Annotated in this window: 26 protein-coding genes and 1 riboswitch; of the genes, 12 read left to right on the top strand and 14 right to left on the bottom strand. The window is 67.8% G+C overall.

Going from position 1 to position 21,257, the window contains the following annotated elements; all coding sequences use genetic code 11:
* Window positions 1–7: 7 nt before the first annotated feature.
* Genes ACR4XW_RS00610 through ACR4XW_RS00600 form a run of 3 tightly spaced genes read left to right on the top strand, consistent with a single transcriptional unit; the run spans window position 8 to window position 1,883 of the window.
* The gene (locus ACR4XW_RS00610) at window positions 8–790 is read left to right on the top strand and encodes an ABC transporter ATP-binding protein (RefSeq protein WP_434758571.1); all 783 of its coding nucleotides are present in this window, start codon (window positions 8–10) and stop codon (window positions 788–790) included.
* Window positions 790–1,077, top strand: a complete 288-nt coding sequence (locus ACR4XW_RS00605; RefSeq protein WP_434758570.1) for an NfeD family protein — start codon at window positions 790–792, stop codon at window positions 1,075–1,077. The genes ACR4XW_RS00610 and ACR4XW_RS00605 overlap by 1 nt, the downstream gene beginning before the upstream one ends.
* Window positions 1,074–1,883: a TrmH family RNA methyltransferase gene (locus tag ACR4XW_RS00600; RefSeq protein ID WP_434758569.1), complete on the top strand. Its 810-nt coding sequence runs from the start codon at window positions 1,074–1,076 to the stop codon at window positions 1,881–1,883. The genes ACR4XW_RS00605 and ACR4XW_RS00600 overlap by 4 nt, the downstream gene beginning before the upstream one ends.
* Here the strand turns inward: ACR4XW_RS00600 and def are convergent.
* Window positions 1,856–2,470: a peptide deformylase gene (def, locus tag ACR4XW_RS00595; RefSeq protein WP_434758568.1), complete on the bottom strand. Its 615-nt coding sequence runs from the start codon at window positions 2,468–2,470 to the stop codon at window positions 1,856–1,858. The genes ACR4XW_RS00600 and def overlap by 28 nt on opposite strands.
* A gap of 8 nt (window positions 2,471–2,478) precedes the next feature.
* The gene (locus tag ACR4XW_RS00590) at window positions 2,479–3,510 is read right to left on the bottom strand and encodes a lactonase family protein (protein ID WP_434758567.1); all 1,032 of its coding nucleotides are present in this window, start codon (window positions 3,508–3,510) and stop codon (window positions 2,479–2,481) included.
* Window positions 3,511–3,614: 104 nt separating this feature from the next.
* On the opposite strand from ACR4XW_RS00590, the gene ACR4XW_RS00585 reads away from it, so the two are divergent.
* Window positions 3,615–4,577 carry a tyrosine recombinase XerC gene (locus ACR4XW_RS00585; RefSeq protein ID WP_434758566.1) on the top strand — a complete coding sequence of 321 codons (963 nt, stop codon included), beginning with the start codon at window positions 3,615–3,617 and terminating at the stop codon, window positions 4,575–4,577.
* A gap of 16 nt (window positions 4,578–4,593) precedes the next feature.
* Here the strand turns inward: ACR4XW_RS00585 and ACR4XW_RS00580 are convergent, their stop codons facing one another.
* A complete protein-coding gene (locus ACR4XW_RS00580; RefSeq protein WP_434758565.1) occupies window positions 4,594–5,586 on the bottom strand; it encodes a peptidoglycan DD-metalloendopeptidase family protein in 993 nt (330 codons plus the stop codon).
* Window positions 5,587–6,021: 435 nt separating this feature from the next.
* Between ACR4XW_RS00580 and rpsB the strand changes: the two genes are divergently transcribed.
* From rpsB to ACR4XW_RS00540, 8 genes are all read left to right on the top strand, one after another.
* A complete protein-coding gene (rpsB, locus tag ACR4XW_RS00575; RefSeq protein WP_434758564.1) occupies window positions 6,022–7,020 on the top strand; it encodes a 30S ribosomal protein S2 in 999 nt (332 codons plus the stop codon).
* Between the two features lie 45 nt (window positions 7,021–7,065).
* Window positions 7,066–7,887 (top strand): translation elongation factor Ts, encoded by an 822-nt coding sequence (gene tsf / locus ACR4XW_RS00570; RefSeq protein ID WP_434758563.1) that lies wholly within the window; start codon window positions 7,066–7,068, stop codon window positions 7,885–7,887.
* Between the two features lie 90 nt (window positions 7,888–7,977).
* Window positions 7,978–8,694: a UMP kinase gene (gene pyrH / locus ACR4XW_RS00565; protein WP_434758562.1), complete on the top strand. Its 717-nt coding sequence runs from the start codon at window positions 7,978–7,980 to the stop codon at window positions 8,692–8,694.
* Window positions 8,695–8,798: 104 nt separating this feature from the next.
* Entirely contained in the window at window positions 8,799–9,320 is a 522-nt protein-coding gene (gene frr, locus ACR4XW_RS00560) for a ribosome recycling factor (protein ID WP_434759381.1), read from the top strand.
* Window positions 9,320–10,204 carry a phosphatidate cytidylyltransferase gene (locus tag ACR4XW_RS00555; protein ID WP_434758561.1) on the top strand — a complete coding sequence of 295 codons (885 nt, stop codon included), beginning with the start codon at window positions 9,320–9,322 and terminating at the stop codon, window positions 10,202–10,204. Before frr ends, ACR4XW_RS00555 begins: the two co-directional genes overlap by 1 nt.
* Window positions 10,204–11,361, top strand: a complete 1,158-nt coding sequence (rlmN, locus tag ACR4XW_RS00550; RefSeq protein ID WP_434758560.1) for a dual-specificity RNA methyltransferase RlmN — start codon at window positions 10,204–10,206, stop codon at window positions 11,359–11,361. The genes ACR4XW_RS00555 and rlmN overlap by 1 nt, the downstream gene beginning before the upstream one ends.
* Window positions 11,354–12,694 (top strand): NADP-specific glutamate dehydrogenase, encoded by a 1,341-nt coding sequence (gene gdhA / locus ACR4XW_RS00545; protein ID WP_434758559.1) that lies wholly within the window; start codon window positions 11,354–11,356, stop codon window positions 12,692–12,694. Before rlmN ends, gdhA begins: the two co-directional genes overlap by 8 nt.
* A 3-nt stretch (window positions 12,695–12,697) precedes the next feature.
* Entirely contained in the window at window positions 12,698–13,819 is a 1,122-nt protein-coding gene (locus ACR4XW_RS00540) for an LOG family protein (RefSeq protein WP_434758558.1), read from the top strand.
* A 3-nt stretch (window positions 13,820–13,822) separates the two neighbouring features.
* On the opposite strand, the gene ACR4XW_RS00535 is transcribed toward ACR4XW_RS00540, so the two are convergent.
* From ACR4XW_RS00535 to ACR4XW_RS00485, 11 genes are all read right to left on the bottom strand, one after another.
* Window positions 13,823–14,590: a hypothetical protein gene (locus ACR4XW_RS00535; protein WP_434758557.1), complete on the bottom strand. Its 768-nt coding sequence runs from the start codon at window positions 14,588–14,590 to the stop codon at window positions 13,823–13,825.
* A gap of 110 nt (window positions 14,591–14,700) precedes the next feature.
* Window positions 14,701–15,141 carry a hypothetical protein gene (locus ACR4XW_RS00530; protein ID WP_434758556.1) on the bottom strand — a complete coding sequence of 147 codons (441 nt, stop codon included), beginning with the start codon at window positions 15,139–15,141 and terminating at the stop codon, window positions 14,701–14,703.
* Window positions 15,142–15,158: 17 nt separating this feature from the next.
* A complete protein-coding gene (ribH, locus tag ACR4XW_RS00525; RefSeq protein WP_434758555.1) occupies window positions 15,159–15,620 on the bottom strand; it encodes a 6,7-dimethyl-8-ribityllumazine synthase in 462 nt (153 codons plus the stop codon).
* A 1-nt stretch (window position 15,621) separates the two neighbouring features.
* Window positions 15,622–16,833, bottom strand: a complete 1,212-nt coding sequence (locus ACR4XW_RS00520) for a bifunctional 3,4-dihydroxy-2-butanone-4-phosphate synthase/GTP cyclohydrolase II (RefSeq protein ID WP_434758554.1) — start codon at window positions 16,831–16,833, stop codon at window positions 15,622–15,624.
* A complete protein-coding gene (locus ACR4XW_RS00515; RefSeq protein WP_434758553.1) occupies window positions 16,830–17,441 on the bottom strand; it encodes a riboflavin synthase in 612 nt (203 codons plus the stop codon). The genes ACR4XW_RS00520 and ACR4XW_RS00515 overlap by 4 nt, the downstream gene beginning before the upstream one ends.
* Complete coding sequence (gene ribD, locus ACR4XW_RS00510) at window positions 17,441–18,478, bottom strand: bifunctional diaminohydroxyphosphoribosylaminopyrimidine deaminase/5-amino-6-(5-phosphoribosylamino)uracil reductase RibD (RefSeq protein WP_434758552.1); 1,038 nt, start codon at window positions 18,476–18,478, stop codon at window positions 17,441–17,443. The genes ACR4XW_RS00515 and ribD overlap by 1 nt, the downstream gene beginning before the upstream one ends.
* Before the next feature lie 97 nt (window positions 18,479–18,575).
* Window positions 18,576–18,699, bottom strand: a riboswitch (FMN riboswitch).
* 61 nt (window positions 18,700–18,760) lie between these two features.
* Window positions 18,761–19,402, bottom strand: a complete 642-nt coding sequence (locus ACR4XW_RS00505) for a GAD-like domain-containing protein (RefSeq protein ID WP_434758551.1) — start codon at window positions 19,400–19,402, stop codon at window positions 18,761–18,763.
* Complete coding sequence (locus tag ACR4XW_RS00500) at window positions 19,399–20,022, bottom strand: polymorphic toxin type 15 domain-containing protein (RefSeq protein ID WP_434758550.1); 624 nt, start codon at window positions 20,020–20,022, stop codon at window positions 19,399–19,401. The genes ACR4XW_RS00505 and ACR4XW_RS00500 overlap by 4 nt, the downstream gene beginning before the upstream one ends.
* The gene (locus tag ACR4XW_RS00495; RefSeq protein WP_434758549.1) at window positions 20,015–20,503 is read right to left on the bottom strand and encodes a WXG100-like domain-containing protein; all 489 of its coding nucleotides are present in this window, start codon (window positions 20,501–20,503) and stop codon (window positions 20,015–20,017) included. Before ACR4XW_RS00495 ends, ACR4XW_RS00500 begins: the two co-directional genes overlap by 8 nt.
* Window positions 20,500–20,811 (bottom strand): WXG100 family type VII secretion target, encoded by a 312-nt coding sequence (locus ACR4XW_RS00490; RefSeq protein ID WP_434758548.1) that lies wholly within the window; start codon window positions 20,809–20,811, stop codon window positions 20,500–20,502. Before ACR4XW_RS00490 ends, ACR4XW_RS00495 begins: the two co-directional genes overlap by 4 nt.
* Window positions 20,808–21,197 carry a hypothetical protein gene (locus ACR4XW_RS00485; protein ID WP_434758547.1) on the bottom strand — a complete coding sequence of 130 codons (390 nt, stop codon included), beginning with the start codon at window positions 21,195–21,197 and terminating at the stop codon, window positions 20,808–20,810. Before ACR4XW_RS00485 ends, ACR4XW_RS00490 begins: the two co-directional genes overlap by 4 nt.
* Window positions 21,198–21,257: the final 60 nt, after the last annotated feature.

Below are 21,257 nucleotides of genomic sequence, written 5' to 3'. Positions count from 1 at the left end.
GCAGCCCGTGACCACAGTTGTCGACCTGGCCGAAGTCACCATCCGCCGCGGCGAGGCGGTGCTGCTGGACGGCATCGACTGGTCGGTCGAAGAGGGTGACCGGTGGGTGGTGATCGGGCCCAACGGCGCCGGCAAGACCACCTTGCTGCAGATCCTGGCCGCCCAGATGCACCCCACCATCGGGGTGGTCGGGCTGCTCGGTGAGGTACTGGGCACCGTGGACGTGTTCGAACTGCGCCCCCGGATCGGGATGAGCTCGGCCGCGGTGGCCGAACGGATCCCCCGCGGGGAGCGGGTCGCCGATGTGGTGGTGTCGGCCGCCTACGGCGTTTTGGGCCGGTGGCGTGAGGAGTACGACGAGATGGACTACCAGCAGGCGGCGTACCTGTTGGAGCGGTTCCGGGTCGAACACCTCGCCGATCGCACTTTCGGCACCCTCAGTGAGGGGGAGCGCAAGCGGGTGCAGATCGCCCGGGCCCTGATGACCGATCCGGAACTGTTGCTGCTCGACGAACCCGGCGCCGGGCTCGACCTGGCCGGGCGGGAATCCCTGATCGCCTCCCTGGCCGATCTGTACGCCGACCCCTACGCTCCGGCGAGCGTGCTGGTCACCCACCATGTCGAGGAGATCCCGCCGGGCATCACCCACGCGCTGCTGCTGAAGCAGGGCAAGGTGGTTGCGGCCGGCCCGATCGCCGACACCTTGACCGAAGAGAACATGAGCCACACCTTCGACCTGTCGCTGCAGATCAGCCAGGCCGATGGCCGGTGGTCGGCCCGGGCCCGCTGATGGACGTTCACCTCTCCGACTGGTTGGGCGCCAACCCCTGGACGCTGTGGGTGGCCGCCGGACTGTGCTGCCTGATCGCCGAGGTGATCACCCCCTCTCGGCGGGTGATCGGCTGGGGCATGGTGGGCGCGATCTGTGCCGCGATGGTGGCCTGGGTGCTGCCCACGCTCTGGCCGCTGCAGGTGATCGCCGCGGTGGTGGTGACCACTGCGCTGATCATCTACGCCCGCGACACCTCGCTGGCCTACCCACCCGTCGACGCCCCCGGTAACTCGCCGCACTTGTGAACCGGATCGAGATCACCGACCCGGCCGACGACCGACTCGCCGACTACGTCCGGCTGCGCGAATCATCGCTGCGACGCCGGCTGGAGACCGAACACGGACTGTTCATCGCCGAGGGCACCAAGGTGATCCGACGGGCCGTGGCGGCCGGGTATCGGCCGCGATCCTTCCTGCTCGCACCGCGTTGGCTGGGCGAGCTGGCCGACCTGCTGGACGAGCACCCGGACGTCCCGGTCTATGTGGTGTCCGAGGCAGTCGCCGAGCAGGTCACCGGTTTCCATGTGCACCGCGGCGCCCTGGCGTCGCTGCACCGGCACCTGCGGCACAGTGTGGCCGACATTCTTGCCCTGCCCCGGGTGGTGGTCTGTGAGGACATCGTCGACCACACCAACGTCGGCGCGATCCTGCGCGGGGCGGCCGGCCTGGGTTGGGACGGGGTACTGCTCGCCCCTCGGGCCGCCGATCCGCTGTACCGGCGCGCGATCAAGGTCTCGATGGGAGCGGTGTTCAGCCTGCCCTGGGCACGACTGGACGATTGGCACGCCGCCCCTGAACTCCTGCGGGAGGCGGGCTTTCGCACCGTGGCGCTGGCGTTGCGCGACGATGCGGTCGATCTGCCGGATCTGAAGGTTGGGGCCGGCGACAAGGTCGCCCTGATGCTCGGCACCGAGGGTGACGGGTTGTCCGACCATTGGGTCGGGTCGGCCGATGTGGTGGCCAAGATTCCGATGTCGGCCGGCATCGACTCGCTGAACGTCGCCGCCGCCGCGGCGATCGCCTGTTACGCGCTCGGCTCGTCCTCGGCCTGATCGGTGACCGCGGAGGCGGTCTTCGGGGTCACCGGCCAGTCGTCGGGGTAGCGGTGGGCCAGCGATTCGTGCTGCTGGTACAGCTTCTTGCGGCCGCGGGCGGCGAGCCGGTCACCGAAGACGATGCCGTTGAGGTGATCGGTTTCGTGCTGCAGGCAACGGGCCAGCAAGCCGGTGCCGACGACCTCGATCGGGGCGCCGGTCTCGTCCTGGCCGGTGCAGGTGGCCCGGTCGGGACGGTGCAGGTTCTGGAATCCGCCCGGCAACGACAGGCAGCCCTCCTCGGCGCCTTCCAGGTTGCGGTCGCGTCCCTCGGGCAGGGTCACCTTCGGGTTGCAGAAGACCCCGCGTTGGCGGACGTTGTCCTCGTCGGGGCAGTCGTAGATGAACACGGCCTTGGACACACCGACCTGGGTGGCGGCCAGTCCGACCCCGTCGGCGGCATACATCGTGGCGAACATGTCGCGGATCAGTTCACGCAACTCGTCGTCGAACTCGGTGATCGGCTCGGTGGGGGTGTGCATCACCGATTCGCCCCAGCGGGTGATCCGCAGCACCTTGCCACCCTCGAGCAGGCTCTGATCCATCTTCTCCCTCACTTCCGGCCGTGCACCAGCAGGATGCAGGCGGGGCTGGGTACGGGCAATTCGATATCCAGCACCCACTCGGCCGAGCTCGACTCCCGGGCCGGCACCCGCCGGAACACCGAGACGTTGTTACTGGCCTGGTTGGCGATCCACACCTCGTCCTCGGTGAGCACCAGGTCGCGCGGCCATTCCCCACCGGTGGCCACTTCGGCCCGTCGGGTCAAGGTGTTCGCCTGCCGGTCCAGGCTGAACACCGCGAAGGTGTCCGAGCCGCGGTTGGCGACGAACACCTGATCGCCGTCGATCCGCAGGGCGGAGGGGTGCACCCGCTCGTCGGAGGCCGAGGCCGCCACCTGATGCACCAGATCCCAGCCCTCACCGTTGCGGCGGGCCAGCCACAGGTCGCCGCTCAGTTCACAGGCGATCACGAGATGGTCGCGGGTGATCACCAGATGCCGCGGGCCGGATCCGGCCGGCAGCCGGATCGGTTCGTTGGAACGGGTGAGCCGACCTTCGACGTCCAGCCGCACCCGGTGCACCACATCGGCACCCAGGTCGGGCACCTTGATCCGACCCTCGGAGGGCACGATCTGGTGGGCATGCGACTGTTCCTGGCGGGCCTGGTCCGGGCCCGAGCCGGTGAACGGGTGCAGGGCCTGGGCAGGGGAGAGGGTGCCGTCGGAGAGCACCCGGTGGCTGCTCACCGCACCCTCGGAGTAATGCGCCACCAGCACCCACCCGTTGGTCTCGTCGAAGCCCAGATGGCAGGCTCCGACGCCACCGGTCGGCACGCTGGCGACCAGCCGCAGCCCCTCATCGGTCAACTCCAGGGTGTGCACCTGGGACTCGGGGGCCTCGGAGATCGCGTACACGATTGGGCGGGTCGGATGCTGCAACAGATAGGACGGCGAGATCAGCGGCACCGACGGATAGGCGACCAGATTCGCTCGGTCCTCGGTCGACCCCTGCCAGCGCAGGACGTGAATGCCCTCGGCCTCGCCCTGGACCTCGGCGGTGTAGCCACCCACGAGGATCCACATATCGGCACTATCGGGGGTCGTTGGTGTCGGCATGGGCACATCAATACCAGATTCGGGCCGCGTCGTGCGCGTCAGGAGGCGCCCCGACCGGGCACAGTGGACTCATGCCGGACCATGCCGAACCCCGCCTCGACCCGTGCTGGGCCGAGCCGATGGACGGCTGGTTGCGGCATCTCGACCGGGAACGGAACGTGTCGACGAACACAGTGCGCGCCTACCGGCAGGACCTGATCGATCTGGCCGTGTTCCTGGGGGCCGAGGTCGACGACAGCGAAGCCGGCGCGCCGGCCACCATGCCCGAGCAGGTGACCCTGACCGACCTGCGGGCCTGGCTGGCCGATCTGCGCCGCCGTGGCGCGGCCCGCACCACGATGGCCCGCCGCACCTCGGCGGTGCGGGGATTCTTCGGCTGGGCCCAACGCAGTGGTCTGATCAGCGGCGACCCGTCCCGGGCGCTGCGCTCACCCAAAGCGGCCCAACACCTGCCGCGCACCCTCACCCGGGCCGAGACAGATGAACTGTTCGCCGCCGCCGTGGCCGCGGCTGCGGATGATGAAGGGCCGATGGGACGCCGCGATGTGGCGGTACTGGAACTGCTCTACGGCGCCGGGATTCGGGTGGGGGAGTTGTGTGCCCTGAATCTCGACAGCATCGATGCCCAGCGCCGCACCGTACGGGTGGTGGGCAAGGGCAACAAGGAGCGGGTCGTGCCACTGGGAGTACCGGCCCTGCGCGCGGTGGACGACTGGCTCGCGGTCCGCGGCCGGGTGGCCGCGGGGGCGCCGACCACCAACGCCTTGTTGTTGGGCGCTCGTGGGGCCCGGCTGGACCCGAGGGTGGCCCGCCGGATCGTGTACCGCGCCCTGGAGGCCGTTCCGGGGGCACCGGAGATGGGGCCGCACGGATTGCGGCACGCGATGGCCACCCACCTGCTCGAGGGCGGAGCGGATCTGCGCTCGGTGCAGGAGATGTTGGGCCACAACTCGCTGGCCACCACCCAGCTCTATACCCATGTCAGCGACGCCCGGTTGCGCGCAGCCTTCCAACAGGCCCACCCCCGCGCCTGATGCCGCACGAGTTGGTTCAGGGCAGCAGCGGATGTGGGTTGACGATTCGACCGCCCCGCCAGGCCATGAAATGTAGATGGCAGCCGGTGGAGTAGCCGGTCGTTCCGATCCGTCCGATCTGCTGGCCCGCCACCACCTGATCACCCACCCGAGCACTCCAACTCTCGGCATGGCTGTAGCCGGTGCGCAGCCCACCACCGTGGTCGATGATCAACCACCAGCCGTAGGCGACGTGGAAGACCGATTGCACCACCGTGCCCGGCAACACCGCCCGGATCGGCGACCCACAGCCGGAGCCGATGTCCAACCCGTCGTGCAGCTTGTAGACCCCGGTCACCGGATGCACCCGCATCCCGAACGGTGAAGTGATCGGGCCGTCGGCGGGCCGGGTCGAACCCGCCGACCCCACCGCGCCGGAAGATCCCGTGCCGCCCGGTGCTCCCACCGTCGCGGCAACCGGGTCGCGAGTCGCGGCCCGCTCGGCAATCCGTTGTGGTGCCGACGCGGGCAACAGCTTGATCACCGGCCTCGGCAGGGAGGCCGCGTCCAGAATCAGGTGCGGGTCCAGGTATTCCTCACCCCGTTTCAGTCCCAGGTGCAAACAGGCCGCGGCGGTGTCGCAGTGCCCGGCCAGCAGGGTGCCGATCGGGTCACCGGCCCGCACCTGCTGCCCGGTACGCACCCCGGCCCGCACCGGTTGATAGGTGGTGCGCCGGCCGTCGGGGTGGTCGATCGACACCACCGGCTGTCCGGCGACGTCACCGGCGAAGACGATGCGCCCCGACATCGCCGCCACCACCGGCTCACCCGGGACCCCGGACAGATCCACCCCACGATGGCCCGGCAGCCAGTCGTGTTCCGGCGGGTCGAAGGCGCGCACCACCGGCCCCGGCACCGGGCGGACGATGGTCGGGGAGGCGTGGGCGGGGTCCCGGAACACCACCACCAGGAACAGGGTCAGGGCGATCGCGCCGAGGAGCCGAAAGCCGGGCAGACGAAGACGGTTCATATCCGACACGGTGGGCACTCGGAGCGCGAACTTCCCTCGGCCGGACGAGATTGTGGAGAATGCTTCGACCCCGTGGGCGGTTGTGGACAACCGCTGGTTTCGCACCTGCAACCCGCACTCGTTCCTGCGTCACCAACTACGCGCCGCAGGAACGAGTTGCGGTTGCAGATGGCCATCGGGGACGGGCGGTTCGGCGGGCCCGTCGTACCGCCTCGGGCCGGGCGTGTCATCGGTTGGCGCCGATCGGCCCGATCGGCATACACTTACCCCGGCGATTCGGGCAACCGGATCGACTTCGCATGCAGTCATGCCACCGAAGGTGGACGGTCTCGGCGGTCCCGCAAGGGTCGAGCCCGGTACTGCATCAGGCGGTATCGAACCCGATACCGGAACAACCGTGCGGCACGCATCGGCGTGCCAAGAGGAGGAACGACCATGGCCGTCGTCACTACGCGCCAGTTGTTGGAGAACGGTGTCCACTTCGGACACCAGACCCGCCGGTGGAACCCGAAGATGAAGCGCTTCATCTTCACCGAGCGCAACGGCATCTACATCATCGACCTGCAGCAGTCGCTGACCTACATCGACCGCGCCTACGCCTTCATCAAGGACACCGTCGCCAAGGGCGGTTCGGTGCTGTTCGTCGGCACCAAGAAGCAGGCCCAGGAAGCGATCGCCGAGCAGGCCACCCGCGTCGGAATGCCGTACGTGAACCAGCGCTGGCTGGGCGGCATGCTGACCAACTTCCACACCGTGATCAAGCGGATCCACCGGCTCAAGGAGCTGGAGGCGATGGATTTCGACAACGTCGCCGAGTCGGGCTTGACCAAGAAGGAATTGCTGGGCCTGCGCCGCGAGAAGGAAAAGCTGGAGAAGACCCTGGGCGGTCTGCGCGACATGGCCAAGACCCCGCAGGCGGTCTGGGTGGTCGACACCAAGAAGGAGCATCTGGCCGTCGATGAGGCCCGCAAGCTGCGGATCCCGATCATCGGCATCCTGGACACCAACTGCGACCCCGACGAGGTCGACTACGCGATCCCGGGCAATGACGACGCGATTCGTTCGGTGGCCCTGTTGACCCGCGTGATCGCCGACGCGGTCGCCGACGGCCTGATGGCCCGCTCCGGGGTCAACACCGGTGCCGAAGCCGAGGCCGAGCCGATGGCCGAGTGGGAGCGCGAACTGCTGGGCGCTGCCGAGCAGACCGAGCAGCCCAAGGCCGAGGCCCCCGCCGAGCAGCCCAAGGCCGAGACCCCCGCCGAGGAGCCGAAGGCCACCGAGGCCACCCCGCAGACCGCTGCGGCCGTGACCGAGCCGGTTGCCGAGGCCGTCGAAGCCGAAGCCGCGGAGGCCACCGCGGAAGCTCCGGCCGCTGAGGAAGCTCCGGCTGCCGAGGCCACCGAGGCCGAGGCCACCGACAACCCCACCGCCTGACCCACCCCACCCCAAGCCTGATCAACAGGAGAAGGAAGAGCATCGATGGCAAACTTCAGCGCGGCCGACGTCAAGAAGCTCCGTGAGGACACCGGCGCCGGAATGATGGACGCCAAGAAGGCCCTCACCGAAACCGACGGTGACTACGAAGCCGCGGTCGAGTACCTGCGGGTGCACGGGGCGGCCAAGGCCGCCAAGCGCGGTGCCGAGCGGGAAGCCTCCAACGGCTTGGTCGCCAACGCCGGCTCCACCCTGGTGCAGCTGGCCGCCGAGACCGACTTCGTCGCCAAGAACGAGGAGTTCCAGGCGCTGGCCAACCAGATCGTCCAGGCCGTGGACGCCGCCGGCGTCAGCGGTGTCGAGGCCGCCAACGCGGTGACCCTGCCCGGCGGCGAGACCGTCGCCGATGCGGTGTCGCAGCTGTCGGCCAAGATCGGCGAGAAGCTGGAACTGGCCGGTGCCGAGCACTACACCGGTGACACCCACGTCTACCTGCACCGCCGCTCCTCCGACCTGCCCGCCCAGGTCGGCGTGCTGCTGGAATACACCGGGGGTGCCGACGAGTCGGTCCTGCACGGCGTGGCCATGCAGATCGCCGCGATGCGTCCGCAGTTCCTCACCCGCGAGCAGGTGCCCGCCGATGTGATCGCCAACGAGGAGCGCATCGCCGAGGCCACCGCCCGCGAGGAGGGCAAGCCCGAGAAGGCTCTGCCCAAGATCATCGAGGGCCGGGTGAACGGCTTCTACAAGGACGTCGTGCTCGTCGAGCAGCCGTCGGTGTCGGAGGACAGGAAGACCGTCGGCCAGATCCTGGACGACGCGGGCATCACCGTGACCCGCTTCGTCCGCCTGGAGGCCGGCGCCTGAGCCAGCGGCATCCGTGATTTGCCGGACGCGGGTGTGACCGTGGGAGAATGCTTCCCGGGTCACACCCGCGTCACTGTTTCAACGAAAGGTTTGCCCGTGCCTCGATATCAGCGAGTTCTGCTCAAGCTGTCCGGTGAGGCATTCGGCGGCGGCAAAGTGGGCGTCGACCCCGATGTGGTCGGCAGTATCGCCCGGCAGATCGCCGAGGTCGTCCGCGCCGGGGTACAGGTGGCGATCGTGGTCGGCGGCGGCAACTTCTTCCGCGGCGCCGAACTGCAACAGCGCGGTATGGAGCGCGACCGGGCCGACTACATGGGCATGCTCGGTACCGTGATGAACTGCCTGGCCCTGCAGGACTACTGCGAGAAGGCCGGGCTCGACACCCGCGTCCAGACCGCGATCACGATGGGCCAGGTCGCCGAGCCCTACATTCCGCGGCGCGCCGAACGGCACCTGGAGAAGGGCCGCGTGGTGATCTTCGGGGCCGGTTCGGGAATGCCCTACTTCTCCACCGACACCGTTGCCGCCCAGCGTGCCCTGGAGATCGGCGCCGAGGTGCTGTTGATGGGCAAACAGGGCACCGACGGGGTCTACGACGACGACCCGCGCAAGAATCCCGGGGCGCACAAGTTCGAAACCCTGACCTACGACGAGTTCCTGACCCGCGACCTGAAGGTGGCCGATGCCACCGCGATCAGCCTGGCCCGGGACAACAACCTGCCGATGATCTTCTTCAACCTTGATGTCGAGGGCAACATCGCCCGGGTCGCGGCGGGGGAGCAGATCGGTACGACCGTCCATTCGTGACGGCTAGGATTCACCTACAGATTCACAAACCAGGCCGCCCGCGCGGTGGCTGAGAAGGGGAGGGCGCAGTGATCGCCGAGACCACTCGCGAGGCCGAAGCCAAGATGAACGACGCGGTGGAGTACGCCAAGGAGGAATTCGCGGCGATTCGCACCGGACGGGCTCATCCGGCCATGTTCAACAAGCTGTTGGTGGACTACTACGGGCAGCCCACCCCGCTGCAGCAGCTCGCCTCCTTCCAGGTGCCCGAAGCCCGCACCGTGCTGATCTCCCCCTACGACCGGGGCGCGATGGACGGCATCGAGAAGGCGATCCGGGATTCGGATCTGGGCGCCAACCCGTCCAATGACGGCAACACGATCCGTCTGGTGCTGCCCGCCCTGACCGAGGAACGGCGCAAGGAGTACACCAAGCTCGCCAAGTCCAAGGCCGAGGAAGCCCGGATTTCGATCCGCAATGCCCGCCGCAGCGCCAAGGAGACCCTCGACAAGATGGTCAAGGACAAGGAAGTCGGTGAGGACGAGGTGGCGCGGGCCGAGAAGGGCCTGGAGGAGACCACCAAGAAGTACACCGACCAGATCGATGATCTGTTGAAGCGCAAGGAAGAAGAACTCCTCGAGGTCTGATGACTGACCCCTATACCGGTGAACTGATCGCCCAAGCCGATCACGGGCGTGCCGGTCGCAATCTACCGGCGGCGATCACCGTCGGGGTTTTGCTGATCGCCACTGCCGTGGCCACCCTGTGGTTCTGGCATCTCGGGTTCACCATTTTCATGACCGCCCTGATGATCCTGGCGGTGATCGAGGTCAGTTCCGCGCTGCGTCGTCTCGGGCTGAACGCAGCCCTCGTTCCGGTGCTGGTCGGCACGGTGGTGATCGGGGTCGGGCCCTATGTGGCGGCGACCCTGTCCTACAGCATCCTGCCGGCGGGCACCTTCTTGCTGTCGGCCCTGGCGATCACCGTGGTTGCTGCGATGGTGTGGCGGATGTTCGGCGGGGCCGATGCCTACGTGCGCGACACCGCCGCCAGCCTCTTCCTGATCGGCTATCTGCCGTTGATGGGGGCCTTCGTCCCGCTGATGCTGGCCGACCACAACGGGGTGATGCGGATCGCCACCTATGTCGCGGTGGTGGTGGCCGGTGACACCGGCGGCTACATCTTGGGCGTGTTGTTCGGCAAACACCCGATGGCCCCGAAGATCTCACCGAAGAAGTCCTGGGAGGGTCTGGCCGGCTCGTTCCTGCTGGGCATCGGGGTCGGTATCGCCGCCAGCATCTGGCTGCTGGACGCCCCCTGGTGGGTCGGCCTGATTCTCGGCGCCGTGCTGGTCACCACCGGGGTCTTCGGAGACCTGGTCGAGTCGCTGATCAAGCGCGACGTCGGGATCAAGGACATGAGTTCGATCCTGCCCGGCCACGGCGGCATCATGGACCGGCTCGACTCGCTGCTGCTGACCGCCCCGGCGGCCTGGCTGCTGATGTACCTGTTGGTTCCGGGGTTGAGCTGATGACTTCACTACCGCTGGTGCTGCAGGCTCCCCGGCGCGGTAAGCCCCCGCAGCACTGGGCCGATCTGAGCCCCGAGGAACGCCGCGCGGCCGTCGTCGAGGCCGGCCTGCCGGCCTTCCGGGCCCAACAACTGTCCCGGCATTTCTTCGAGCACTACTCCACCGACCCCCGGGAGTGGACCGACCTGCCCAAGGCGTTGCGGGACCAGGTCGCCGAACGCTTCTTCCCGCAACTGCTCACCGAGGTGCGCACCCAGACCGCCGACCGAGGCACCACGGCCAAGACCCTGTGGCGGTTGCACGACGGGGCCCTGGTCGAGTCGGTACTGATGCGGTACCCGAAAACCAGGACGTCGGCCGAACGCACCACGCTGTGTATTTCGTCACAGGCCGGCTGCGGGATGGCCTGCCCCTTTTGCGCCACCGGCCAGGGTGGCCTGACCCGGAACCTGTCCACCGCCGAGATCATCAGCCAGGTGGTCGACGGGGCCCGGCGGGTGAGTTCCGGGCAGATCCCCGGTGGCCCGGGCCGGGTGTCGAACATCGTGTTCATGGGCATGGGCGAGCCGTTGGCGAACTTCCGGGCGATCCGCGACGCGGTGCGCACCATGACCACCGCACAACCGGACGGCTTGGGCATCAGTGCCCGCGGCATCACCGTGTCCACGGTCGGGTTGGTGCCGGCGATCGCCAAACTCGCCGACGAAGGGCTGCCGGTCACTTTGGCGGTGAGCCTGCATGCCCCCGATGATGAGTTGCGCGATGAAATCGTCCCGATCAACACCCGCTGGAAGGTCGCCGAAGCTGTCGACGCGGCCTGGGAGTATTTCCGGGCCACCAAGCGGCGGGTGAGCATCGAATATGCCCTGATCCGCGACATCAACGATCAGGCTCATCGGGCCGACCTGCTCGCCCAGGTGCTGAAACGCGGCGGGGGTTGGGGTTGGGTTCATGTGAACCTGATCCCGCTCAACCCCACGCCCGGTTCCAAATGGACAGCATCGCGTCGGGAGGACGAAGCTGAGTTCGTCCGCCGACTGGAAGCGCGCGGGGTGCCCGTCACGGTGCGCGACACTCGGGGGCGGGATATCGACGGCGCCTGTGGCCAGCTTGCGGCCACGGGAGACGACAGTACGAAAGGTGACGCACATGGATGAGCAGTTGGAGAGGACCTACGACGTCGTAGTGCGCCGCAATCCCGGTGAAGCAGAATTCCACCAGGCCGTTCGCGAAGTTTTCGAATCCCTCGAACCCGTCCTGCTGCGCAACCCGCACTACACCGAGGGTGCGGTGCTGGAGCGGATCTGCGAACCCGAACGCCAGATCATCTTCCGGGTGCCGTGGGTCGACGACGACGGCCGTCCGCAGATCAACCGCGGCTTCCGGGTGCAGTACAACTCCGCCCTGGGGCCCTACAAAGGTGGCCTGCGTTTCCATCCCTCGGTGTACCTGGGCATCGTCAAGTTCCTCGGCTTCGAGCAGATCTTCAAGAACTCGCTGACCGGCCTGCCGATCGGTGGCGCCAAGGGTGGCGCCGACTTCGACCCGCGCGGACGCAGCGAGGGCGAAGTGATGCGGTTCTGCCAGTCGTTCATGACCGAGCTGTACCGCCACCTGGGCGAATACACCGACGTGCCGGCCGGTGACATCGGCGTCGGCGGCCGCGAGATCGGTTACCTCTTCGGCCAATACAAGCGCCTCACCAACCGCTACGAGTCGGGCGTGATCACCGGTAAGGGCCTCACCTGGGGTGGATCCCTGGTGCGCACCGAGGCCACCGGCTACGGCGCGGTGTTCTTCGCCGCCGAGATGGCCAAGGCTCGGGGTGGCTCGCTGGACGGATTGACCGCGAGTGTGTCCGGTTCGGGCAATGTGGCGATCCACGCGATCGAGAAGTTCGCCCAGTACGGCACCAAGGTGGTCGCCTGCTCCGACTCCTCGGGCTTCGTCTACGACGAGGACGGCATCGACGTCGAACTGCTCAAGCAGGTCAAGCTGATCGAGCGGGCCCGGCTCACCGAGTACGCCGACCGGCGTCCGAACGCCCGGATGGGCGACGAGGGCGCCTCGATCTGGGAACTGCCGGTACAGGTGGCCGCCCCCTGCGCCACCCAGAACGAACTCGACGCCCAGCACGCCGAAACGTTGGTGAAGAACGGGCTGCAGTACGTCGTCGAAGGCGCGAACATGCCCGCCACCCCCGGCGCGATCGAGATCTTCAACAAGGCCGGAATCGCCTTCGGGCCCGGCAAGGCCGCCAACGCCGGCGGTGTGGCCACTTCGGCCCTGGAAATGCAGCAGAACGCCTCGCGCGACTCGTGGAGCTTCGAGTACACCGAGGAGCGGCTGCAGGACATCGTCGAGGGCATTCACGCCACCTGCATGGAAACTGCCGAGGAGTACGGCGAACCCGGCAACTACGTGCTGGGCGCCAACATCGCCGGCTTCACCAAGGTGGCCGACGCGGTGATCGCGCTCGGGGTGATCTGAGTCGTGCCCTTCACCCGGCACAACCGACGCACCGTCGAGATCGAGTCGCTGGAGGAGTTCGACGCACACATCGAGCGCACCGACTCGCTGGCCGGGTGGTTCATCCAGTCGGTCGATCTGACCGAGCGGCGGCCCGCCCTGGATCGGGTGCAGGTCGGCGGTGCGGTGTTCCTCGGCTGCGCGATGGACGAGTCCACCGAAGCCTCGTTGCGGGCCCGCGGGGCGTTGATCTTCCCACGGCTGGACGGGCTGCCCTTCGACCCCTACCGCAGCACCCTCTACGACGCCGACGAACTGTTCGGCACCGATGGGGACGGGCTCGACTACGCCGCCTCGCCGGATGCCCAGATCTATGCCTGGACCCGGGAACACACCCACCCGACCAATGTGGCCGACACCTTGGCGATGGCCCTGCACGACCACGCCATCACCGACGCCCTGGACGACTGGGAGCTCGAATCCCGGCGCGTGGTCGGGGTGATGGGTGGGCACGCGATGGAACGTGGCACCGCCCAGTACGCCGATGCGGCACGCCTCGGCCTGCGCCTGTCGGCCGCCGGTAAGACGGTACTGACCGGTGGCGGGCCGGGTGCGATGGAGGCCGCCAACCTGGGTGCCTGGTTCGCCAACCACCCCGACCTGCTCGATCGGGCCCTGACCGAACTGGCGAGTGTGCCGTCCTTCCGTCCCGATATCGGGGCCTGGGCGGCGGTCGCGTTGCGGGTGCGGGCCTGGGTGTCCGACCCGGTGCCCACGATCGGTATTCCGACCTGGTTCTACGGCCACGAACCACCGAACGTGTTCCCGACCGGTATCGCGAAGTACTTCGCCAACGCGATCCGCGAGGACACCTTGTTGAACCGGGCCCGCGGCGGCATCGTCTACCTGCCCGGCGCGGCCGGCACCACCCAGGAGATCTTCCAAGCCGTGACCGGCAACTACTACGCCGCCGACGCCGGGCTGATCGCCCCGTTGGTGCTGGTCGGCCGCGACCAATGGACGCAGGTACTGCCCGCCTGGCAATTGTTGGAATCGCTCGCCGAGGGGCGGGCCATGGCCGAACACATTCACCTGGTCGACACCGTCGACGAGGCCCTGGCCGTGCTCCTTCCCGACGCCGGCTGAACCTCAGCGGGCGATGCTGCCGTCCAGGAAGACCGCCCAGTTCTCCCCGCGGGTCAACCGGCTGCGGGTACCGAGTCGTTCCAGCACCGCATCGCTGGCCCGTCGGGTCTGACGGTCCCAGCTACCGGTGATCTTGCAGGGCACATCCCACAGATAACGGCAGATCGCCTGCACGGCCTGGTTCTGCACCCGGGAGCCGGTGTCGAAGGTGCTCATCCCCGACCCGGAGACGCCGTTGTCGATGTGGATGTGGTTGTCGTGTGCCGGGTCGTAGAGATGGGTCAACACATAGGCGAAATGCAGGTGCAGACTGGCCGCCAACATCCAGTACCGGCGCCGGTGGGAGGTCTGCTCGGCGGGGGAGAGGCCCTTCCAACGATCCTCGCGGCACGACACCAGAACTCGGTCGCCGTCGTTGATGCCGGCGATGTCGAAGGCCCGCCCGGCATGGTGCCAGGAGCTACCGCAGTCACTGCCGCCGTCGATCCAGGCCCCGTAGGTGCGGATCGTGGTGGCGGTGAGCCCGGTCTTGGCCTGCCAGGTGTCGAACCAGGCCTCGACCTGACCGTGGAAGGCCGCCTCGAAGGGGAAGGCTTGGGCTCCGCCGGTGTCCTCGTAGACCAACTGCGCCCCACCCACGGTTTCTTGCATCGTCATCTCCAGGCGGCCGGCGCAGCGTTCCCGGCGCTTCGGGTCGGACGGCTCGGGCCCCACGCAGGCGGTCAGCGCAAGGGCGCCGGTGAGGCCCAGGAACTGACGACGCGAAAGCATGCGGACGAGGATAACCGCGCCGAGCAACGCCGCACCGAATCGGGCGGCGTCGGCAGGTGTTCCGGGTGCCCGTGTGGTGGATCAGCGCTTCTGCAGATGCCGGAGGAACACTAATGGTTCTCGTAACCCAAATGATGGTGGATGAAGTCTTTGAATGACGACCATCTTTGATCTGCGTGACCGCTTTCGATGAAGCTGTCGATGTTCTCTGACGCCACCAGGGCGACACTGTCGTCGTTCTTGTTGTAGAACAGGTAATCCTCGGCTTCAAGGTTGAACAACGGGAAATAGTGACGCGGCAGGTTCAGGGTTTCTCTCAGGTGGGCGGTCAGGCTGTCGTTGATATCTTCGAGCTCATACATGAAAGCGAAGATGAAGCCTTCTTCCCCGTAGTACTCATCACCGTACTCGGACCAAAAACGAACGAAGTCACTGTTTGCTTCATCGAAACCGAGTTCCTTGAACTTGGTTCGGTAAAAGAGCACGCTTTCGGGGAGCAATTTCCTTGCTGCCCTGCTTTCCAAGAACCTGATGAAGTCTTCGCTGAACACACCGACTCCCTCCCGAATCAGAGCTCGCGCAGGGCCAGGTGGGTGGCGATCGCGGCCTGCGCCGCCTCCAAGCCCTTGTCCTCGCTCGATCCGGGGAGTCCGGCCCGGTCCAGGGCCTGTTCCTCGGTGTCGCAGGTGAGCACCCCGAAGCCGATCGGGGTGCCGGTGCGCACCGTCACCTCCGTGATCCCATTGGTGGCCGCCGCGCAGACATAGTCGAAGTGCGGGGTGCCGCCCCGGATCACCACCCCCAGGGCCACCAGCACATCGAACGTGCGGGCCAGGTTGGCGCAGGCCACTGGCAGTTCGAAGGCCCCCGGCACCCGCACCACCGTGGCCTCGGCACCGGCATCGGCGACGCCGCGCAGCGCACCGTCGAGCAGCCCGTCCATCACCGGGGTGTGCCATTGGGCGGCGATCACCGCCACCCGCAGGCCCTCGGCCCGCAGCTTCAGATCGGGGGCGCCGTGTCCGGCCATCTCACAACTCCTGCATGATCGTGTGACCCATCCGGTCACGTTTGGTTTTCAGATAGGACTCGTTGGCCGGGTTGGCGGGCACCTGCAACGGCTCCACCCCGGCCAGTTCGACGCCACCGGCGGTCAACGCGTCGGCCTTGATCGGGTTGTTCGTCAACAAGGAGATCCGCTGCACCCCGAGATCGCGCAGGATCGCGGTGGCCGCCCCGTACTCGCGGTCGTCGATCGGCAACCCGAGGCTGACCTGGGCATCGACGGTGTCCAAGCCGTCGTCCTGCAGGTGGTAGGCGCGCAGTTTCGCCAGCAGGCCGACCCCGCGTCCCTCATGCCCGCGCAGGTATATGACCACCCCGCCGCGCTCGGCGATCACCGCCATCGCCCGGTCGAGTTGGGGGCCGCAATCGCAGCGCAGCGACCCGAAGACATCTCCGGTCAGGCATTCCGAATGCACCCGCACCGGCACCGCGGCGCCGTGATCGCCGGCCAACCCGTGGGGGCTGATCAGGGCCACATGTTCGGCATCGGTGACCAGGTCGCGGTAGCCCACGATCCCGAAGGTGCCGTGTGGGGTCGGCAACCGGGTCTCGGCCGAACGTTCCACCCGGTCGACCAACAATCGGTGCCGAACCAGATCGGCGATGGTGATCACCGGCAGACCGTGTTCGGCACCCAGGGCCACGACATCGGGGGTGCGCATCATCGACCCGTCGTCGTGCACCAGTTCACCGATCACCCCGACGGGTTGCAGCCCGGCCAGCCGGCACAGATCAACGGTCGCCTCGGTGTGCCCGCGGCGTTTCAGCACCCCGCCGGGACGAGCCCGCAGCGGCAGAATGTGGCCCGGACGCACGAAGTCGCGCGGCCCCGCCTCGGGGTCGGCCAGCAGCCGGACGGTGTGCGCCCGGTCGGCCGCCGAAATACCGGTGGTGACCCCTTCGGCGGCGTCGACGCTGACGGTGTAGGCGGTGCGCAGTTCATCCTGATTGCGTTCCACCATCAGCGGCAGTTCCAGCCGGTCGGCGGTTTCCTCCGGCATCGGGGCGCAGAGGTAGCCCGAGGAGTACCGCACCGTCCACCCCAGCCACCGGTCGGTGAGCGTCTCGGCGGCCAGGACGACATCGCCCTCGTTCTCGCGGTTCTGGTCGTCCAGCACCAGCACCGGAAGACCCTGCCGCAGGGCGTCCAGAGCCTGTTCGATCGTGGCGAAACTCATCGCTCGCCCCCGGCGGTGAGCCGCTCGACGTACTTGGCCAACACGTCGACCTCCAGATTCACCGGGTCACCGGGCTGCTTGGTGCCCAGGGTGGTCAGTTCCAGGGTGGTCGGAATCAACGAGATCTGGAACCAGGGTTCGGCCGCCCCGGGCTCACTCACCGCGCTGACGGTCAGCGACACCCCATCGACGGTGATCGAGCCCTTCTCCACCACGTACCGGTCGAGCTCGGCCGGCAACGCGATGGTCACCACCTCCCACCGGTCGGCCGTCTCCCGGCCCAGGATCGTGCCGACCCCGTCGACATGGCCTTGGACGATGTGGCCACCGAAGCGCCCCGACGCGGCCATCGCCCGTTCCAGGTTGATCGCCGATCCGGGTTGCAGCGCGCCGAGCGAGCTGCGGCGTAAGGATTCGCCCATCACATCGACGGTGAACGATTCGGTGTCGAAATCGACCACGGTCAGGCACACCCCGTTGCAACTGATCGAGGCACCGTGTTCGGCGTCGGCAACCACCACGGGGCCACGGATCCGGAACACGGCCGAATCCGCGCCGTGGCGGATCTCGACCACCTCACCCAATTCCTCAACGATTCCGGTGAACATCAGATGCCTTCCTGTACGGGTCGGTAGTCGGCACGCACGTCATCGCCGAGACGGGTCAGCCCGTGCAGGGTGAAACGTGGGGCATCGGCCAAGGTGGTGATGCCGAAATCGGTGACCGCGGCGCTCCCGGAACCGAGCATCACCGGTGCGAAATAGCAAATCACCCGGTCGATCAGCCGGGCCCGCCAGAAGGCGGCGGCCAGGGTCGGGCCACCCTCCAACCAGACCTGGCGTACCTGCCGCCGGTGCAGTTCGGCGAGCACCTCGTGCGGGTCACGGGTGCGCAGGTGCAGGGTCTCGGCCGTCTCATCGAACAGCCTCGCCCCGGCCGGCAGGTCGCGCAGTCCGGCCACCACCCGCAAGGGTTGTCGACCCACCGGGTGGCCGTCCTGATCGCGGACGGTCAGTTGCGGATCGTCGGCCACGGCGGTGCCGGTGCCGACCAGGATCGCCCCGCATTCGGCGCGCTGTCGGTGCACATCGGCGCGCGCTTCGGGCCCGGTGAGCCATTGGCTGGTGCCGTCGGCGGCGGCCGAACGGCCGTCCAGGGAGGCCGCGAACTTCCAGGTCACCATCGGCCGGCCCTCGGTCACCGCGAAGCGCCAGGGTTCATTGAGGCGCTCGGCGTCGGCGGCCAGCACCCCGGAGACCACCTCGATGCCATGGGCGCGCAAGATGTCGGCCCCACCCCGGGCCGCCGGGTTCGGGTCGCTCGCGCCGTGCACCACCCGGGTCACGCCGGCAGCCGCGAGTGCTTCGGTGCACGGGCCGGTGCGGCCGGTGTGACTGCACGGTTCCAGGCTCACGTAGGCGGTGCAGCCCCGGGCCCGGTCCCCGGCCGCGGCCAGGGCGTCGGCCTCGGCATGGGGGGTGCCGGCACCGCGATGGACGCCGGCTGCCACCTCGCTGTCGTTGCCCGGGTCGACGAGGACACAGCCGACCCGCGGGTTCGGGTCGGCCTGCGGGCCCCGGGCAGCCAACTCCAGGGCTCGGCGCATCCACCGCTCGTCGGCGGTGGTGGGCGGCTGATGCGGCATCGGCCCGGTACTCCTGTCCTTGACAGGCTCCGGGGAATGAGAATGCGGACGGCCGCCGTAGCGGACATCGTCCACGGCACGGGAAGACGAATTCCCGCGCGTGCTGCCTCCCATCCGGACTTTCACCGTCGGTACTGGAATCTCACCAGTTCGGCCCCTCGGACGAGGGGTTCGCGGACTGTCACCGCCGGCTCGGAATTACACCGACCCCGGAGCACGTTTGCACCATTATGTCATCGCGCGGTCGGCGGAGCCCCGGTGTTCCCGCCCGGCGGAACCGGGTCAGGAGCTCGCCGCCCCCACCTGCGGGTCGGACAGGTCTGCCAGCAGGGTCACGTGGGTGACCGCCTCGAGCAGGGCCAGGTTGTCCACCACGGCCGGGCCGCCCAGGGTCAGGGCGGGTTCGAAACCGTAAACGGTGTCCTCGGTAACCGGCCCGAGTCGCTCCAGGGCCAGTTCGAACAGCGGTTCGCCGTCGTCACCGTTGGGTTCCACGTCGCCGGGACGGGTGCCGCGGAACTCGGCGTTGATCTGGTTGTTGCGGTCCTTCTCCTCGGCCATCTGGGCGGTGCGGTCGTTGACCACGATCACCCCGCGCCAAGGCAGAATCACCGCGCTCATTCCGGTGCGTTGCCCCCACAACCGCACCTCACCGAAGGCGCTACGGGTGATCGCCAGCCACGAATCGTCCCCGATCGGCAACGACACCTTGTTCATCCAACGGTCCACCGCCGGCTGCCACCGCACCGGGTCGCAGATCCAGAACCGGCCCTGACCGAATCCGGCGAACCCGAAGGTGCGCCAGAACTCGAACAGCGACTCGGGCACCCGTCCGGCGAAATCGGTGTAGTAGTTCTCGGGCACCTCCCGCGAGGTCAGGGGGGCACCCCAGTTGCGGGCGAAGGCGTCGGTATGGCGGCTCACTTTTTCGGTCCTTCCAGAATCCAGCCCAGATCGAGCTTGTCATCACCGCGACCTTCGGCGATGAGCCTGTCAATGTACTCCTCGAACTCGTCGCGTCTGCCTTGCCACTGCGAGCCGATCGAGGAGTTCACGTTCCGGTCGCCCATCGACGGCATCCCGTTGTCGTCGGGGATCTCGTCGCGTCCACCGGCCACCAGGTCGGGTTCGTGCAGGGCCGCGACCCGGTCCATCTCCTCCTCGGTGCGCTTGTCGGCCCACTCCTCGGCGGTCAGACCGTCGAGGGCGTCGGGGTCGTCGTCTTCCAACCCGAGCGCCTCGGTCAGGTATTCCTTGCGCTTCAGTTCCTCGTACTTCTCACGCGCCTCGCTCTGGGCCTTGCCCTCGCGCTCGACGGTGTCCCAGTTCTCGCGCACCTCATTGGCGGTCATCCGGTTCAACGCCTCGATCTGGCGGGACAACTGGCGCTCGTACTCGTCGATCTTGTCGCGCAGGTCCGGGCCCGATCCGACCGTGAAGGGCACCACCATGTCGGCGGAGCGCACATTGTCACTGGCGCGGGTGCCGACCTCGTCCAGCAGGCCGTTCAGGGCCACTCCGAAGATGCCGGGGATGCTAGCCACGCAGCGACTCCGCCGCGATCCGGATGGCCTGGTCGATGATCTGGCGGGTGATTTGCTGGGCCGGTGCGATGGTCGACAGTGAGGCGCCGAAGGTGGCCGGAGCCGCCGCCTGGGCCGAGGCGATGTGGGCCTGCAACACCGACACGTTCGTGATTTCGGTGACCTTCAACCCGGTGGTCACCCCGGCGATCATCATCAGGCAGGCCGCGACCACGTTGCCGGCCACCCCGAGTTTGGTGGCGACCACCTCGACCCCGTCCAAGGCCGACCAGTTGCCGCTGAAGGCCTGCATCGCGGGGCCGTCGTTGGTGGCCCGGGCGTAGCCGGCCGCGGCACCGGCCTCACGCACCAGGGCGGTGACCTCACCGCCGTACTGCTGCCACTGGCGGGCGTATTCGACGATCTGGTCCTCGTTGCCGGACGGGAATTGGTGGCCCAACAGTTGCAACAGACTGTTCAGGGGAGCGGGGATGCTGATCACCAGCCACCTCCGGACAGTTCGGTGTTGTCCTCCTCGACCCGGCGGTAGGCGCGTGAGGCCCGGTGCAGGGCCTCGGCATGGCCGCCGTAGGCCTCCAGGACCGAGTCGATGGTCCGCTTCGCCTGTTCCAGCACGTCGCGGTACATGTCGGCGGCCACCCGGCCGAAGGTGTCGTTGTCACCCACCACCGAGGCATCCGAGACCCGCCCGTAGAGCGACTCGGTGGCTCGGGAAATCTGCTGGGCGACCCCGTCCACACCGTCGGCGGCGCGGGCCAGCGAGGACGGTTCGAACCGGATCTGACTCATTTGCCCGCCGATCGCAGCATCTCGGCCAGCACCTTGGCGTAGTTGTCCAGGGCCTGCAGTGAGTCGGCACCGATCGACTCGAGTTCGCTGCCGAGATTCACCTGCTGCTGCTCGGCCAGCACCGCCATCAACTGTTCCTGATAGTTGCTCAGAACGTCGTTGGCGACGTCCTGAATCATGTCGGCCAACTCGGTGCTGGACAGGTTCTTGACCCGTGGATCCAACACCACCGAAGTGAACCGGCCCTCACTCATCGTGATCGAAACCTGCTTGTTGGGTGACTCGGCCCGCACCTCGATCGACGGCACATCCGCCGGGTCGATCGGTTCGGTCGGCTGCTGGGCCTGAATGGCACGTTGGAGGATTTCGTCGAAGCTCTGCGACATCTGCACTCCCTGATGTGGACGCTCATCGGCAGGCTAGCCAGCCCCGGGGTCAGCCGTCAC

This window comes from Pseudenemella bisphenolivorans, assembly GCF_051133435.1.
Taxonomy (GTDB): domain Bacteria; phylum Actinomycetota; class Actinomycetes; order Propionibacteriales; family Propionibacteriaceae; genus JAAYAO01.
The sequence above is the reverse complement of the archived record's forward strand: the minus strand, read 5'-3'. Positions and strand labels throughout refer to the sequence as shown.

What these genes read in the sequence shown, in the direction of transcription:
- ACR4XW_RS00605 (WP_434758570.1), top strand. Translation starts at nt 790, where the DNA reads ATGGACGTTCACCTCTCCGACTGGTTGGGCGCCAACCCCTGGACGCTG.
- def (WP_434758568.1), bottom strand. Translation starts at nt 2,470, where the DNA reads ATGGATCAGAGCCTGCTCGAGGGTGGCAAGGTGCTGCGGATCACCCGC.
- ACR4XW_RS00590 (WP_434758567.1), bottom strand. Translation starts at nt 3,510, where the DNA reads ATGTGGATCCTCGTGGGTGGCTACACCGCCGAGGTCCAGGGCGAGGCC.
- ACR4XW_RS00585 (WP_434758566.1), top strand. Translation starts at nt 3,615, where the DNA reads ATGCCGGACCATGCCGAACCCCGCCTCGACCCGTGCTGGGCCGAGCCG.
- ACR4XW_RS00580 (WP_434758565.1), bottom strand. Translation starts at nt 5,586, where the DNA reads ATGAACCGTCTTCGTCTGCCCGGCTTTCGGCTCCTCGGCGCGATCGCC.
- rpsB (WP_434758564.1), top strand. Translation starts at nt 6,022, where the DNA reads ATGGCCGTCGTCACTACGCGCCAGTTGTTGGAGAACGGTGTCCACTTC.
- tsf (WP_434758563.1), top strand. Translation starts at nt 7,066, where the DNA reads ATGGCAAACTTCAGCGCGGCCGACGTCAAGAAGCTCCGTGAGGACACC.
- frr (WP_434759381.1), top strand. Translation starts at nt 8,799, where the DNA reads ATGAACGACGCGGTGGAGTACGCCAAGGAGGAATTCGCGGCGATTCGC.
- ACR4XW_RS00555 (WP_434758561.1), top strand. Translation starts at nt 9,320, where the DNA reads ATGACTGACCCCTATACCGGTGAACTGATCGCCCAAGCCGATCACGGG.
- rlmN (WP_434758560.1), top strand. Translation starts at nt 10,204, where the DNA reads ATGACTTCACTACCGCTGGTGCTGCAGGCTCCCCGGCGCGGTAAGCCC.
- gdhA (WP_434758559.1), top strand. Translation starts at nt 11,354, where the DNA reads ATGGATGAGCAGTTGGAGAGGACCTACGACGTCGTAGTGCGCCGCAAT.
- ACR4XW_RS00535 (WP_434758557.1), bottom strand. Translation starts at nt 14,590, where the DNA reads ATGCTTTCGCGTCGTCAGTTCCTGGGCCTCACCGGCGCCCTTGCGCTG.
- ribH (WP_434758555.1), bottom strand. Translation starts at nt 15,620, where the DNA reads ATGGCCGGACACGGCGCCCCCGATCTGAAGCTGCGGGCCGAGGGCCTG.
- ACR4XW_RS00520 (WP_434758554.1), bottom strand. Translation starts at nt 16,833, where the DNA reads ATGAGTTTCGCCACGATCGAACAGGCTCTGGACGCCCTGCGGCAGGGT.
- ACR4XW_RS00515 (WP_434758553.1), bottom strand. Translation starts at nt 17,441, where the DNA reads ATGTTCACCGGAATCGTTGAGGAATTGGGTGAGGTGGTCGAGATCCGC.
- ribD (WP_434758552.1), bottom strand. Translation starts at nt 18,478, where the DNA reads ATGCCGCATCAGCCGCCCACCACCGCCGACGAGCGGTGGATGCGCCGA.
- ACR4XW_RS00490 (WP_434758548.1), bottom strand. Translation starts at nt 20,811, where the DNA reads ATGAGTCAGATCCGGTTCGAACCGTCCTCGCTGGCCCGCGCCGCCGAC.
- ACR4XW_RS00485 (WP_434758547.1), bottom strand. Translation starts at nt 21,197, where the DNA reads ATGTCGCAGAGCTTCGACGAAATCCTCCAACGTGCCATTCAGGCCCAG.